This is a genomic window from Allobosea sp. LjRoot237, assembly GCF_964253285.1.
Taxonomy (GTDB): Bacteria; Pseudomonadota; Alphaproteobacteria; order Rhizobiales; family Beijerinckiaceae; genus Allobosea.
Window position 1 is genome coordinate 3,495,643 of the sequence record NZ_CAXUQP020000001.1, and the last position, 13,560, is coordinate 3,509,202.

12 protein-coding genes are annotated in these 13,560 nt (G+C 66.0%); 9 read left to right on the plus strand and 3 right to left on the minus strand.

Annotation, left to right across the window (positions count from 1 at the left end):
• Window positions 1-112 precede the first annotated feature (112 nt).
• The 9 genes from ACSQ24_RS17020 to ACSQ24_RS17060 all read left to right on the plus strand — a co-directional run bounded on the left by ACSQ24_RS17020 (window position 113) and on the right by ACSQ24_RS17060 (window position 10,664).
• A complete protein-coding gene (locus ACSQ24_RS17020) occupies window positions 113-1,426 on the plus strand; it encodes an extracellular solute-binding protein (RefSeq protein WP_436095818.1) in 1,314 nt (437 codons plus the stop codon).
• Window positions 1,410-2,411: an ABC transporter permease subunit gene (locus ACSQ24_RS17025; protein WP_436095819.1), complete on the plus strand. Its 1,002-nt coding sequence runs from the start codon at window positions 1,410-1,412 to the stop codon at window positions 2,409-2,411. The genes ACSQ24_RS17020 and ACSQ24_RS17025 overlap by 17 nt, the downstream gene beginning before the upstream one ends.
• 7 nt (window positions 2,412-2,418) lie before the next feature.
• Entirely contained in the window at window positions 2,419-3,309 is an 891-nt protein-coding gene (locus ACSQ24_RS17030; RefSeq protein ID WP_436095820.1) for an ABC transporter permease subunit, read from the plus strand.
• Between the two features lie 27 nt (window positions 3,310-3,336).
• Complete coding sequence (locus ACSQ24_RS17035; protein ID WP_436095821.1) at window positions 3,337-4,077, plus strand: glycerophosphodiester phosphodiesterase family protein; 741 nt, start codon at window positions 3,337-3,339, stop codon at window positions 4,075-4,077.
• 5 nt (window positions 4,078-4,082) lie between these two features.
• The gene (locus ACSQ24_RS17040) at window positions 4,083-5,567 is read left to right on the plus strand and encodes a mannitol dehydrogenase family protein (protein ID WP_436095822.1); all 1,485 of its coding nucleotides are present in this window, start codon (window positions 4,083-4,085) and stop codon (window positions 5,565-5,567) included.
• 153 nt (window positions 5,568-5,720) lie between these two features.
• Window positions 5,721-6,623 carry a helix-turn-helix transcriptional regulator gene (locus ACSQ24_RS17045; RefSeq protein WP_436095823.1) on the plus strand — a complete coding sequence of 301 codons (903 nt, stop codon included), beginning with the start codon at window positions 5,721-5,723 and terminating at the stop codon, window positions 6,621-6,623.
• A gap of 117 nt (window positions 6,624-6,740) precedes the next feature.
• Window positions 6,741-7,391 carry a 2Fe-2S iron-sulfur cluster-binding protein gene (locus ACSQ24_RS17050; RefSeq protein ID WP_436095824.1) on the plus strand — a complete coding sequence of 217 codons (651 nt, stop codon included), beginning with the start codon at window positions 6,741-6,743 and terminating at the stop codon, window positions 7,389-7,391.
• A gap of 4 nt (window positions 7,392-7,395) precedes the next feature.
• Window positions 7,396-8,382: an FAD binding domain-containing protein gene (locus tag ACSQ24_RS17055; protein WP_436095825.1), complete on the plus strand. Its 987-nt coding sequence runs from the start codon at window positions 7,396-7,398 to the stop codon at window positions 8,380-8,382.
• Between the two features lie 11 nt (window positions 8,383-8,393).
• Entirely contained in the window at window positions 8,394-10,664 is a 2,271-nt protein-coding gene (locus ACSQ24_RS17060; RefSeq protein WP_436095826.1) for a xanthine dehydrogenase family protein molybdopterin-binding subunit, read from the plus strand.
• A 15-nt stretch (window positions 10,665-10,679) separates the two neighbouring features.
• Here ACSQ24_RS17060 and ACSQ24_RS17065 read toward each other — a convergent pair whose 3' ends face one another.
• From ACSQ24_RS17065 to mmsB, 3 genes are all read right to left on the minus strand, one after another.
• On the minus strand, window positions 10,680-11,438 hold the full coding sequence (locus ACSQ24_RS17065; RefSeq protein WP_436095827.1) for an SDR family NAD(P)-dependent oxidoreductase: 759 nt from the start codon (window positions 11,436-11,438) through the stop codon (window positions 10,680-10,682).
• Between the two features lie 93 nt (window positions 11,439-11,531).
• Window positions 11,532-12,272: a FadR/GntR family transcriptional regulator gene (locus tag ACSQ24_RS17070; RefSeq protein ID WP_436095828.1), complete on the minus strand. Its 741-nt coding sequence runs from the start codon at window positions 12,270-12,272 to the stop codon at window positions 11,532-11,534.
• A gap of 102 nt (window positions 12,273-12,374) precedes the next feature.
• Entirely contained in the window at window positions 12,375-13,559 is a 1,185-nt protein-coding gene (mmsB, locus tag ACSQ24_RS17075; RefSeq protein WP_436097910.1) for a multiple monosaccharide ABC transporter permease, read from the minus strand.
• Window position 13,560 lies beyond the last annotated feature (1 nt).

Genomic DNA, 13,560 nt, shown 5'->3' on the forward strand with positions numbered 1-13,560 from the left:
TAGCGGACGGCTGTCATATGCCCGTCACCAACGGTTGACATAGAGAGCCAGTGTGCGAGCATATGCTTAAACCAAGAGCATATGCTCATATAACTCGTGAGGGAGGCTTTACATGCGACCTTTTTATGGTGCGTTGGCGGGTGCAGGCGCTCTGCTGCTGGCGGGACTGTCCTCCGTCCAGGCCGCGACGGAAATCGAGTTCTGGCACGCGATGAGCGGCGCGCTCGGCGAGCGTGTCGACGAGGTGGTCAAGAAGTTCAACGACTCCCAGAAGGACTACGTCGTCAAGGCGATCGCCAAGGGCACCTATGACGAGGTGCTGAACGGTACGATCGCGGCCTACCGCGCCAAGCGCCAGCCCGAGATCGTGCAGTCGAACGAGCGCTCCTTCCTCACCATGGTCAATTCCGGCGCCATCGTTTCGACGAGCGAGCTGATGGCGCAGCAGGGCCGCCCGATCGACGTCTCGAAATTCATCGCGCCGGTCGTCAGCTACTATGCGATCGACGGCAAGCTCCAGGCGATGCCGTTCAATTCCTCGACGCCGATCCTGTTCTACAACCGCGACCACTTCAAAGCGGCCGGTTTCGACAAGCCCGGCGCGACCTGGCAGGAGCTCGAGCCGCAGCTCGACGCGATCAAGGCCAAAGGCGTGTCGAAATGCGCGATGGTGCTCCCCGGCGACTATGAGTGGAGCTTTCTCGAGAACTACAGCGCGGTGAACGACATCCCGTATGCGACGAAGCGCAACGGCATGGACGGCCTCGACACCAGCTTCGTCTTCAACAAGGGCAAGCTCGTCGGCCAGGTCGAGCGCATGAAGCGGCTGGTGAGCTCCGGCGTGATGCAACTCGCCGGCCAGGGCATCATCCCGATCCAGCTCTTCACCTCGGGCGAGTGCTCGACGATCATCGCCTCCACCGCATCGCATGCCGCGGTCGTCGCCGCCGCGAAGTTCGACTGGAGCGCATCGGAGCTTCCCTACGAGCAGGGCGTGACCCCGAAGAACAGCGTCATCGGCGGCGCCGCGCTCTGGACCCTGAAGGGGCATACGCCGGAGAAGTACAAGGCGATCGCCGCCTTCTATGATTTCCTCGCGAAGACCGACACGCAGGTCTGGTGGCATCAGGCGACGGGCTATGTCCCGGTCACGACCGCCGCCTACGACGCGGCCAAGGCGCAGGGCTACTATCAGAAGAATCCGACGCGCGAGATCGCCGTGGTGCAGCTGATGCGCGGCACGCCCAGCGACAACTCGCTCGGCTTCCGCATCGGCAACAGCAACCAGATCAACGTCGCGATCATGGAGGAGGTTTCGGCCGCCTTCCTCGGCAAGAAGCCGGTGCAACAGGCGCTCGACGATGCAGTGGGCCGCGGCAACGAGGTGCTGCGCCGCTACGAGCAGCTCAATGCCGGCAAGAAATAGTACGGCGGCCCTTCCCGTGGCGGCCGGCGGCGGCGCTTTGCGCCTCCGCTGGCCGTTCCGGCGCCTGCTCCTCAAGGACGATGGCCAGGCCGAAAGCGGGCTGAAGCGCGCGCATTTCCGGGATTGGCGCCTGCCGTTCTGGCTGCTCGCGCCGCAGCTCTTCATTCTGCTGCTGTTCTTCTTCATTCCCTCGATCAGGGCGCTGATCCAGGCCTTCCAGCTGACCGATCCGTTCGGCGCCACCACCCAATGGGTCGGCTTCCAGAATTTCGAGCGGCTGTTCCGCAGCGGCGTCTACTGGTCATCGGCGCAGGTGACGCTGATCTTCACCATCGCGCAGAACGTGCTGACGCTGTCGCTCGCGCTGCTGCTCGCCTTCGCCTCGAACCACATCCTGCGCGGACGCGGCGTCTACCGGACCGTGCTCCTGCTGCCTTATGCCATCGCCCCGGCGATCGCCGGCATCATGCTCGCTTTCCTGTTCAATCCCCGGGTCGGCCCTGTCGCGCACATGCTGCAGGGGCTCGGCTTCGACTGGGACCCGAACCGCAATTCCTGGCACGCGCTCAGCCTGATCGTCATGGCCGCCTCGTGGAAGCACATCTGCTACAACTACATCTTCCTCGTCGCGGCGCTGCTCTCGGTACCCCAGTCGATCCTCGAATCCGCCTATCTCGATGGCGCGGGACCGATCCAGCGCTTCCTGCGCATCTCGCTGCCGATGATCACGCCGACGCTGTTCTTCCTGATCGTGATCAATTTCGTCTACGGGCTGTTCGAGACCTTCGCGATCGTCGACGCCACGACCCGGGGCGGCCCGGCCGGTGCAACCTCCATCCTCGTCTACAAGGTCTATCAGGACGGCTTCGTCACGCTCGACCTCGGCTCCTCCGCCGCGCAATCCGTCGTGCTGATGGCGCTCGCCCTGTTCCTGACCTTCGCGCAATTCCGCTTCGTCGAGCGCCGCGTGAACTACAGCGTCTAGGATCGCGATGAACGAACGTACGCCGATCATCGACGCCGTCTGCCATCTCATCCTGCTGGTGGGCGCCGCGCTCGTCTGCCTGCCGATCTACTTCGTCCTCGTCACCGGCTCGCTCTCGCAGCAGGAGATCATGCGGGTGCCGATGTCCTGGCTGCCGGGCACCGAGTTCTTCGCGAACATGCAGACCGTCCTGAGCAACGCGAATTTTGGCCGGCTGCTGCTCAACTCCTTCATCATCGCCACCGGCATCACCGTCGGGAAGCTGGCCGTTTCGGTGATCGCGGCCTTCGCCGTCACCTATTTCCGCTTCCCCTTCCGGATGACGGCGTTCTGGCTGATCTTCATGTCGCTGATGCTGCCGATCGAGGTGCGCATCGTGCCGACCTACGAGTCGGCGGCAAATGTCGCGCTGCCGCTCAACATTCTGGGCTCCTGGCTTGGCATCCAGGCGCTGGTCGATCTCGACTGGAATCTGGTCAACACCTATTCGGGCCTGATCCTGCCGCTGATCGCCTCCGCTACGGCGACCTTCCTCTTCCGTCAGTTCTTCCTCACCGTCCCCGACGAGCTTTGCGAGGCGGCGCGCATCGATGGCGCCAGCCCGTGGCAGTTCTTCCGGCTGATCCTGCTGCCCCTGTCGCGCTCGAACATCGTGGCGCTGGCGATCATCCTCTTCCTGATGGGCTGGAACCAGTATCTCTGGCCGCTGCTGCTCACCACCGACCCGGCGATGGCCAATGCGGTGATCGGCTTGAAGAAGCTGATGCCGCAGAGCGACTCGTTGCCGACCTGGCACCTGCTGATGAATGCGGCCTTCCTGACGATGCTGCCGCCGACCCTCGTCATCCTCATCCTCCAGCGCTGGTTCGTGAAGGGGCTGGTGGACAGCGGCAAGTAGCGGATAACCCGGACAACGGAACTCATCATGCGGATCATCGGCCATCGCGGCGCGCGCAATATCTGGGCGGAGAACAGCCTCAGCGGCTTCCGCAATGTCTGTGGCCTTGGCGTCGACGCCGTCGAGCTCGACGTGCATCTGTCGAGCGACGGCGAGATCATGGTGATCCACGACCCGCTGCTCGAGCGCACGACGGACCATAAGGGGCCGGTCGCGCGCTTGAGCCGCGAGGCCCTGCGCAAGGTCAAGCTCCACGATACGCTCAGCGAGACGATCCCGACGCTGCCCGCCGTCCTCGACGTCTTCGCGCCGACGAACATCGAGCTCGAGATCGAGATGAAGATGGATGCCTTCGGTAATCCCTATCCCGGCCTGCTCGACAAGGTGATCGCGCTGGTCAGGGAGCGTGGGCTCGCCGCGCGCGTCGTGCTGACCTGCTTCGTCCCGGAGGTCATCGAGGAGATCAGGGCCAAGGCGCCCGAGATGCGCCGGCTTGCCTCGGTCGACCGCCGCTCCTGCGAGGCTTTCGGCGGCGTCGACAGGACCTTGAAGCGCTTCGTCGACCTCGGCTGTATCATCGCCGTCGAGCAGTCGCTGCTACGCCTTGCGCTCGACCGCGCCATCGCGATCGTTGGGCGCGACAAGCTCGGCGTCTGGGTGCCCAATACGGTTGGTGATCTCGACCACTGGCTCGGCCAGCCGGTCTCGCAGATCACCAGCGACCGCCCGGACCTCGCGCTGCAGCTCCTGAGCGCAAGGGCGAAGTGACGAAGATGGCCGTGTCTCTGTCACGCGCGACGCTTGCCGAGATCGGGGGAGCGGTTGCGACCCCGAGCTACCGTTCGGAGCAATTGAGCCCGGGCATTGTCCATATCGGAGTCGGCAATTTCCATCGCGCCCACCAGGCGGCCTATCTCGATGAATTGTTCGAGCGCGGCCTCGACCATGACTGGGCGATCATCGGCACCGGCGTGCGTGAGAGCGACGCGCAGATGGGGCGCGATCTTACCGCGCAGGACTTCCTGACCACCGTGGTGACGCAGGAGGCCGACCGCTCACAGGCGCGGGTCACTGGCGCTATGATCGATTTCATTCCGCCGGGTGACCACGGGGCGATCCTGCAGCGCCTGTTCGATCCCTGGACGCGGATCGTTTCGCTGACCGTCACCGAGGGCGGCTACTATGTCGACCCGGCGACACAGGCTTTCGATGTGAGCCATCCCGACATCGTCGCCGATGCCGAAGATCGTCTCGCTCGCCCGAAGACAGCCTTTGGCTTGATCGCCGCCGGGCTGCTGAAGCGGCGCGCGGCCGGCCTGCCGCCCTTCACGGTGATGTCCTGCGACAATCTGCTGGGTAACGGCCATGTCACGGCAAACGCCGTAACCGGCCTCGTCGATCTGATCGATCGCTCGGAGGCGGACTGGATTCGCGAGAATGTCGCCTTTCCGAACGGCATGGTCGACCGCATCACGCCGGCGACGTCGGAGCGCGAACGCCAGGCCCTGCGCGATGATTTCGGCATCGAGGACAGGCGGCCGGTCTTCTGCGAGGATTTCCGGCAATGGGTGCTGGAGGACCACTTTCCCGCCGGGCGCCCTCGGCTGGAGCAGGTCGGCGTTCAGTTCGTCGCCGATGTCGCGCCCTTCGAGCTGATGAAGATCCGCATGCTCAATGGCGGTCACGCGGCGATAGCCTATCCCGCCGGCCTGCTCGACATCCACTTCGTCCACGAGGCGATGGAAGACGCGCAGATCGCGCGCTTCCTCTCAGTTCTGCTCGATGAGGAAATCATCCCCAGGGTCCCACCGGTTCCGGATACCGATCTGGCCGCTTACAAGCGCATGATCGAGCGGCGCCTCGCCAATCCAAAGATCGGCGACACGATCCGCCGGCTGTGCCTGGACGGCTCGAACCGCCAGCCGAAGTTCATCCTGCCGACATTGCGCGATGCGCTGCGAGCCGGCGGGCCGATCGACGGCCTCGCACTCGTCAGCGCCCTGTGGTGCCGCTACTGCCATGGCGAAACCGAAAGCGGGCAGCCGATAGCGCCGAACGATCCGAACTGGCCGCGCCTGACGATGCAGGCGCAGCAGGCCAGGCACACGCCGGAGGTCTGGCTCGCCATGCAGGACATCTATGGCGACCTGGGGGAGGACCGGCGCTTCCGGGAGGCGTTCAGTCTGGCGTTGCAGAGAATCTGGCAGTCCGGAACCCGCTCGAGCATCGACGGCTACCTCGCCTCGCGCAGCTCGTGACAGGCTCGTCAAATACCGCGGCGGACCGGCTTCCGGTCCGTTTCTCGACCTCGCCCGTCTGGCATAAAGTACCCCCCTCTTGCGATCCCGATCGAGGCTTTGTGAATTCTGCCTCCGGTGCGGAGTGGCCGTCCGTGAGCCAGATTAGAGGCGATGGAGATTGCACAAGCTTCACCCTCGCCGGTATCGCTGCCCATGCTCGGCCAGGGCCGCCTTGTGGAGAGAGGAGCAACGCCGGCGACAGACGCGGTATCGGCGTCCTGGCTCGATGGCCGGATCATCTTCGACCAGCGGCGCTGGCGTTGCAGCGAGGCCGAGCTGAATTGGGTCGCCCCGGCTCATCTGATCGTCGCGACCTGCCATGGCGGCACGCGCAGGACCAAGGTCACAGCCGGAGGCGCCCAGCCGCACGAGGGCGCGGACCGACCAGGTATGGTGTCGATCGTGCCGGCGGGCACGCCGCGCCATGGGATCTATGAAGGAGCCGACCTGGTCTATGCCGCACTCTGGATCGATCCGGAGTTCGCTTTCCCCGGCAGCGGGTCGCTCCTGCAGGGGGGCGCCCGCACCAATGCCCAAGATCCGCTTCTGCCGGCAGTGCTTGCGAGCCTGCGAGCCGACCTCGCAGCCGGCTTCTCTCACGATGCTCTCTATGTTGAGCATCTGGCGGCGCTCTGCCTCAGTCGCGCCAGCCTCCTCGAAGCCGCGCCAACGCCGACTGCGCATGCGAAGCTGAGCCCGATGACGCTTCGCCGTGTGGAAGAGCACATCGACGCGCATCTGGGTGGCGAGATCACGCTCGGTACGCTCGCCACCGTCGCCGGAATGGGTGCGGATAGTTTCGCACGGCGCTTCAAGGCGACGACCGGCCTCGCGCCCTATGCCTTCGTGCTCGAGCGCCGCATGCAGCGCGCCGAGGCGGAACTGGCCCGCTCCAACCTGCCGATCGCGAACCTCGCCGCGCGGCTTGGCTTCGCCAGCCAGAGCCATTTCGCAGCGGCCTTCCGGCGTCGGCGCGGAACGACGCCACAGGCTTACCGCGCAGCTTTTTCCTGAATCGCGACAATCGCTCCCGGTTTGCGAAAGACGGGAGAAGCCCCCATCGCCAGATCAGGCGGCGAGGCCCTGCCCTTCCGACCGGGCGGCAGGGCAGGACGCGAGGAGGCTTGCCGCATGATCACCCGCTTACCGGACGCCACGCGCCGTCAGGTCCTCGAAGGCAGTTCGGCTCTCACGCTCGCGTTGCTCGCCGGCGCGCCTGCCGAAGCCCGCAATCCGGCGGCTTCGGCGCCGGCTGCAGCCGATGCGAGCGTGCGCGTGCCGATGGCGCTGCGGATCAACTCGCGCGCCGTCTCCGTCTCGCTCGATCCACGCACGACATTGCTCGACGCTTTACGCAACGAGATCGGCCTCACCGGCTCGAAAAAGGGTTGCGACCACGGGCAGTGCGGAGCCTGCACCGTGCTGGTCAACGGCCGGCGCATCAATGCCTGCCTCGCACTGGCGATCATGCATCAGGGCGACGAGATCACCACGATCGAAGGCCTTGCCCAGGGCGACGCATTGCACCCGATGCAGGCGGCTTTCGTTGCCCATGACGGCTTCCAATGCGGCTATTGCACGCCGGGCCAGATCTGCTCGGCCGTCGCCATGCTTGAGGAGACCAGGGCTGGCTGGCCGAGCCATGCCAGCTCCGATGTCGCGGCGGCCAGCTTCAGCTTGAACGATGCGGAAATCCGCGAGCGGATGAGCGGCAATCTCTGTCGTTGCGCGGCCTATCCCAACATCGTCGCGGCCATCCGCGACGTCGCTGAACGGGGGTAAGCCGATGCGACCTTTCACCTATGAACGCGCCACCGGCCTCCGCGAAGCCGCAGCCGCCGTCGCCGCCCGTCCCGACGCGAAGTTCATCGCTGGCGGCACCAATCTGATCGACCTGATGAAGCTCGGCATCGAGCGTCCGGCTCATCTCGTCGACATCAGCAGGTTGCCCTTGCGCGGCCTCGAAGAGACCGCTGAAGGCGGGCTGCGCATCGGAGCCCAGCTTCCCAACAGCGACCTCGCCGCCGACCGGCGCGTCCGGCTGCGCTACCCGCTGCTCGCGCAGGCGCTGCTCGCCGGTGCTTCGGGGCAATTGCGCAACAAGGCGACGACCGCCGGCAACCTGCTCCAGCGCACGCGCTGCCCGTATTTCTACAATCCCGGCATGGCCTGCAACAAGCGCGCGCCTGGCTCCGGCTGTTCGGCGCTCGGCGGTTTCGAGCGCAGTCTCGGCATTCTCGGTACGAGCGAGGCCTGCGCCGCCGTGCATCCCTCCGATATGGCGGTCGCGATGGCTGCGCTCGATGCACGCGTCGAGACGATCGACGGCGCAGGCGTCATGCGAGTCATCCCGCTTGGCGAATTGCACAGGCTGCCCGGCACCACGCCGGAGCGGGAAACGAACCTCGCCACCGGCGAGATGATCACGGCGGTGGTGCTTCCGCCGCCTCCGCCGGGACGCCAGCTCTACCGCAAGGTACGCGACCGGGCCTCCTATGCCTTTGCGCTGGTCTCGGTCGCGGCGGTGGTCGACGCCGATCGAGGGCGTATCCGCTCGACGCGCCTCGCCTTTGGCGGCGTCGCGCCCAGACCATGGCGCTCGCTCTCCGCCGAAGCAGCGCTCGCAAACCGGCCGGCCGCCGAGGAATGCTACCGCGCCGCGGCGGAGGCCGCGCTCTCCGGCGCACGGCGCTCCGCACAGGTCGACTTCAAGCACGAGCTCCTGCGCCGCAGCCTGCGCTGGACCCTCATCGAAACCACGCGCACCGCCTGAAGGGACTTCCGATGAACAGGCACATCGTTCAAAGCTCCGCTTCCATTGACGGCGATATCATCGGCCGGCCGCTCGACCGCATCGATGGCGTGCTGAAGGTCAGGGGTCTCGCGACTTATGGCTACGAGCATCGCGCCGCCTCCCGACCGGCCTATGGCTTCATCCTTGGCGCCACGATCGGCCGCGGCCGGCTGGCCGATATCGACACCCTCGCCGCCGAGCGCACACCCGGCGTGCTGCTGGTCCTGACCCACCGCAACGCACCCGAACAAGCCGTGTTCGGCGAACCGACCACGCCGGAGGTGCCTCAGGTCTTCACTCGGGCACGGCCGGTCCTGGCGAGCGACGCCATCCGCTTCCATGACGAGCCCGTGGCGCTGGTGGTCGCCGAGACCTTCGAGGAGGCGCGCTATGCGGCGAATCTCATCACTTGTCGCTACGAGCAGGCAAAGGGAACCTTCGATTTTGAAGCCGGCCTGGCCGATGCCTATCGTCCGGCGCGTGCGAATGCCGGCCTGGCAACGGATTCGATCATCGGCGATGTCGACGCTGCGATGAACGCGGCGCCTGTCACGCTGGACCAGACATACGAGACCGCCTTCGCCAGCCACAATCCGCTGGAGCCGCATGCAGCGATGGCCGCTTGGGACGGCGACACGCTGACGGTCCACACGGCGACGCAGACGCTGGCGAACATCCGCGCTGGCCTGGCTGCGACGCTGCGGCTGCCGCTCGACAAGGTCCGGATCGTCAGCCCTTTCATCGGTGGCGGCTTCGGCTCGAAGCTGATCGTCCATGCCGAGACGGTGCTGGCCGCGCTCGCCGCGCGGAAGCTCGGGCGCCCCGTCAAGGTCGCACTGACGCGGCAGCAGATGTTTGCCAATGCTGGCCATCGCCCGGCGATCCAGCATCGCATGCGGCTCGCCGCGACGCGTGACGGACGGCTCACCGCATTCTCCCACGACGTGATCGAGACGACGGCGCGCTGCGAGGAGTTCGCCGAGCAGACGGCGGCGACCGGCCGCTCGCTCTATGCCGCGCCCAACCGCCGGACGACGCATCGTCTCGTGCGGCTCGACACCAATCGCGGCGAGTGGATGCGGGCGCCGGGCGAGGCTCCTGGTCTCTTCGCGATCGAATGCGCCATGGACGAACTCGCCGAAGCGTTGGGGCTCGATCCGATCGAATTACGCATCCGCAACGAGCCGGAGCGCGATCCGGAGCGGAACGTACCGTTCTCCACGCGCAACCTCATCGCCTGCATGCGGGAGGGCGCCGGGCGCTTCGGCTGGGACGAGCGGCCGCGCCAGCCCGGCAGCCGGCGCGAGGGCCGCAAGCTCATCGGCTACGGCATGGCGGCTGCGACGCGAGCCAACTATCTCGGGCCGACGACCGTACGCGTCACGATCGACGCGCAGGGTCAGATTATCGTCCAGACCGACATGACCGATATCGGAACCGGGACCTACACGATCCTCGCCCAGGTCGCGGCGGAGCGGCTGGGCGTATCGCTCGCGTCAGTCCGCGTCGAACTTGGCGACAGCACCTTGCCGCGCAGCGCCGGCTCCGGCGGTTCCTGGGGCGCGACCAGCACCTGCACAGCGACACACCACGCCTGCCTCGCACTGCGCGAGAAGATCCTGGCGGCGGCGAGGGAGCATGAGCGCTCGCCGCTGCATGGTGCCAACATTGCCGAGGCACGCTTCGCTCGCGCTGCCCTGAGCATCGGCTCGCAAAGCCACCCGCTCCGCGAGATCATCGCCGCGGTCGCGCCCGAAGGCATCAGCGCCGAAGGTAATGCTGCACGCGGCGAGACCTATCAGAGCTTCTCGCAGCATTCGCATGGTGCGCATTTCGCCGAGGTCAGCGTCGATCTCGACACGGGCGAGCCGCGCTTGCGGCGCATGCTCGGCGTCTTCGCCGCCGGCCGCATCCTCAACCCGAAGACGGCACGCTCGCAGATGATCGGCGGCATGATCTGGGGCGTCGGCGCCGCCCTGACCGAGGAGACCGTGCTCGACCCGCGGCACGGCCATTTCGTCAATCACGACCTCGGCGACTACCACCTGCCCGCCCATGCCGACACGCCCGATGTCGACGCGGTCTTCCTCGATGAGCATGACGACAAGGCCAATCCGCTGGGGGCCAAAGGCGTCGGCGAACTCGGCAACTGCGGAGCCAACGCAGCCATCGCCAACGCGATCTACAACGCGACAGGCGTACGCGTCCGCAGCTTGCCGATCACGCTCGACAAGCTGCTGCCGGGATTGCCGATCGCGTGACGCATCGCAGATCGGTCAAACCCATCCGCCGTCCACGACATAGTGCTGCGCAGTGCAGGCCGAGGCCTCGTCCGACGCCAGGAAGACGGTGACGCGCGCGACCTCGTCGGGAACGAGCCGGCGCTTCAGACACTGACGGCGCATGAGTTCGGCCTCGCTCTCCGGCGTCAGCCATTTCTCGATCTGCCGTTCGGTCATGATCCAGCCTGGCGCGATCGCGTTGACGCGGATGTTGTAGGGGCCGTAGTCGCGCGCCAGCGAGCGCGTCAGCCCGATCACGCCGGATTTGCTTGCGGTATAGGCGGCCATGCCGCCCTGCCCTGCCATCCAGGAGGTCGAGCCGAAATTGATGATCGCGCCTGCATTGGCCGCCTTCATATCTGGCAGCACCGCCTGCGCGGCGAAGAACTGATGCTTCAGATTGACCGCGATCCGCCCGTCCCAATATTCCGGCGTCACGCTCTCGGTCGGATGCCGCTCGTCATGCGCGGCGTTGTTGACGAGAATCTGGATCGGGCCGTGTGCTGCGCGAGCCTGTTCGACCCCTGCCTGAAGCGCAGGAATATCGGTCAGATCAACCTCATGGAAATGCGCAGACAAACCGGCTGCCGTCAGCTCCGCCGCGAGCGCCTCGCCAGCGGCGCGCTGGATATCGAACAGGATCACGGTCGAGCCCTGCTCGGCGAAGCGGCGCGTGATCGCGGCGCCGATGCCCAGGGCGCCTCCGGTGACGAGCACGACCTTCTTCGCAAGGTCCGAATACAGGGCAGCCATGGTCCACTCCTTGGTCAATTCAGGGCAATTGCGGCGCGCGGCGCCGGGCGCAGGCGAGGTTGCGACCATGCCGGGCACGGCGAGGCAACCGGGTCAACGACCGAACAGCCTGAGCACGATCTCGATGCTCGGCGCCGCCTGCAATTCCATGCTGGTCCAGCGCGTGCCTTCGGTGATGACGATCGTCATCGCAGCGCTCGCCGCATCGGCATCGCGCGCGATGATCGCATCGAGAATGGCGCGATGCTGCCCCAACGCGAGGGCAAAGCGCTCGGGATCATCGACCGGCGCGCTCAGCGCGAAAGCCGCTGCGAGCGCCGTCTCGATCACCGAACCGATCGAATGCAGGAAGGGGTTGCCGGACGCGTCGAGGATGGCACGGTGGAAGGCGAGATCGGCCGTGGTGAAGCCATCGCGCGTCTGGTCCGGCGGGCCCATGCGTCGCCAGGCCGCTTCGATCCGGCAGATGTCCTCGTCGCTGCGGCGTAGCGCCGCCGAAGCGGCCGCCAGCGGCTCGAGCGCCTGCCTGATGTCGAAAAGGTTCTCGAAGAAGGGTGCATCGGCCCCGCGCTGCAAGCGCCAACTCAGGATATCGGCGTCGAACATGTTCCAGCGCTTCTCGTCGAGAATGCGCGTGCCGACCCTGGTTTTTGGCTCGATCAACCCCTTGGCAGCGAGCGTCTTGAGCGCTTCGCGCAAGACCGAGCGCGAGACGGAGAAGCGCTCCGTCAGGTCGGCATCGCCCGGCAAAGTGCTGCCGATCGGATATTGCCCGGCGACGATCCGGCGCCCGATGCCGTGCACGACGAGCTCGTGCGCGGAACGGGAGGGCATTGACAGGGCCGAGGCGGGCTGCGGCGAGTTCATGATGCGGGCGGGACTCTTCGCCCGGGCATGCCGGGCAGCGCCCGACCGCCCGTCGAGAGCACCGCAGGGTCATTTCTTCTTGTTGTAGACATCGATCGAAACCGCCGCGAGCAGGACCAGGCCCTTGATGACCTGCTGATAGTCGATGCCGATGCCGAGGATCGACATGCCGTTGTTCATCACGCCCATGACCATGGCGCCGATCACTGCGCCGGTGACCTTGCCGACCCCGCCCGACGCCGAGGCACCGCCGATGAAGCAGGCGGCAATGACGTCGAGCTCGAAGCCCAAGCCCGCCTTCGGCGTCGCGGTGTTGAGGCGTGCGGCGAAGATCAGCCCGGCGAGCCCGGCGAGCACGCCCATGTTGACGAAGGTCAGGAAGGTCAAGCGCTCGGTCTTGATGCCGGAGAGCCGCGCCGCCTTCTCGTTGCCGCCGAGCGCGTAGATGCGCCGGCCGATCACGGTGCGGTTGGTGACAAAGGCGTAGAGGGCGATCAGCAGGATCATGATCACCAGCACGTTCGGCAGGCCGCGATAGGTGGCGAGCTGATAGCAAAAGGCGGCGACCAGCAAAGCCAGCAACGCGTTCTTGGCGGCAAAAAGCGTGAAAGGCGAGGTCTCGACACCGTGGCGAAGCTGGTTGCTGCGGCTGCGCAGGCTGAAATAGACCATGGCGACGACGCAGGCGGTGCCAAGGAAGAGCGCGGTCAGGTTGAAGCCGTCCATGCCGAACAGGTCGGGGATGAAGCCGGAGGAGAGCTTCTGGAAGGTCGGCGGGAACGGACCGACCGACATGCCGCCCAGCAGAGCGAGCGTCAGCCCCTTGAAGACCAGCATGCCGGCGAGTGTAACGATGAAGGATGGCACGTTGAAATAGGCCACCCAATAGCCCTGCGCCGCGCCGATCAGCCCGCCAACGATCAGGCAGATGATGATGGTCGGCACGAAGTGGAAGCCGTAGCGCACCATCAGCACCGCGGCGAGACCGCCGACAAAACCGACCACCGAGCCGACAGAGAGGTCGATATGCCCGGCGACGATGACCAGCAGCATGCCGAGCGCCATAATGACGATATAGCTGTTCTGCAGGATCAGATTGGTCAGGTTGAGCGGCTTCAGCAGCGTGCCGTTGGTCATGAACTGAAAGAACAGCATGATCGCCAGAAGCGAGAGCAGCATGCCGTAATCGCGGAAATGCGACTTGATGAAGCTCAGCGAGGACGCGCCCTTCGAGCCGCGCAGATCGTCGGTCAGG

Excerpts from the sequence above, each read along its gene's own strand:
- ACSQ24_RS17025 (WP_436095819.1), top strand. The coding sequence starts at position 1,410 with ATGCCGGCAAGAAATAGTACGGCGGCCCTTCCCGTGGCGGCCGGCGGC.
- ACSQ24_RS17040 (WP_436095822.1), top strand. The coding sequence starts at position 4,083 with ATGGCCGTGTCTCTGTCACGCGCGACGCTTGCCGAGATCGGGGGAGCG.
- ACSQ24_RS17030 (WP_436095820.1), top strand. The coding sequence starts at position 2,419 with ATGAACGAACGTACGCCGATCATCGACGCCGTCTGCCATCTCATCCTG.
- ACSQ24_RS17020 (WP_436095818.1), top strand. The coding sequence starts at position 113 with ATGCGACCTTTTTATGGTGCGTTGGCGGGTGCAGGCGCTCTGCTGCTG.
- ACSQ24_RS17055 (WP_436095825.1), top strand. The coding sequence starts at position 7,396 with ATGCGACCTTTCACCTATGAACGCGCCACCGGCCTCCGCGAAGCCGCA.
- ACSQ24_RS17050 (WP_436095824.1), top strand. The coding sequence starts at position 6,741 with ATGATCACCCGCTTACCGGACGCCACGCGCCGTCAGGTCCTCGAAGGC.
- ACSQ24_RS17065 (WP_436095827.1), bottom strand. The coding sequence starts at position 11,438 with ATGGCTGCCCTGTATTCGGACCTTGCGAAGAAGGTCGTGCTCGTCACC.
- ACSQ24_RS17070 (WP_436095828.1), bottom strand. The coding sequence starts at position 12,272 with ATGCCCTCCCGTTCCGCGCACGAGCTCGTCGTGCACGGCATCGGGCGC.
- ACSQ24_RS17045 (WP_436095823.1), top strand. The coding sequence starts at position 5,721 with ATGGAGATTGCACAAGCTTCACCCTCGCCGGTATCGCTGCCCATGCTC.
- ACSQ24_RS17060 (WP_436095826.1), top strand. The coding sequence starts at position 8,394 with ATGAACAGGCACATCGTTCAAAGCTCCGCTTCCATTGACGGCGATATC.
- ACSQ24_RS17035 (WP_436095821.1), top strand. The coding sequence starts at position 3,337 with ATGCGGATCATCGGCCATCGCGGCGCGCGCAATATCTGGGCGGAGAAC.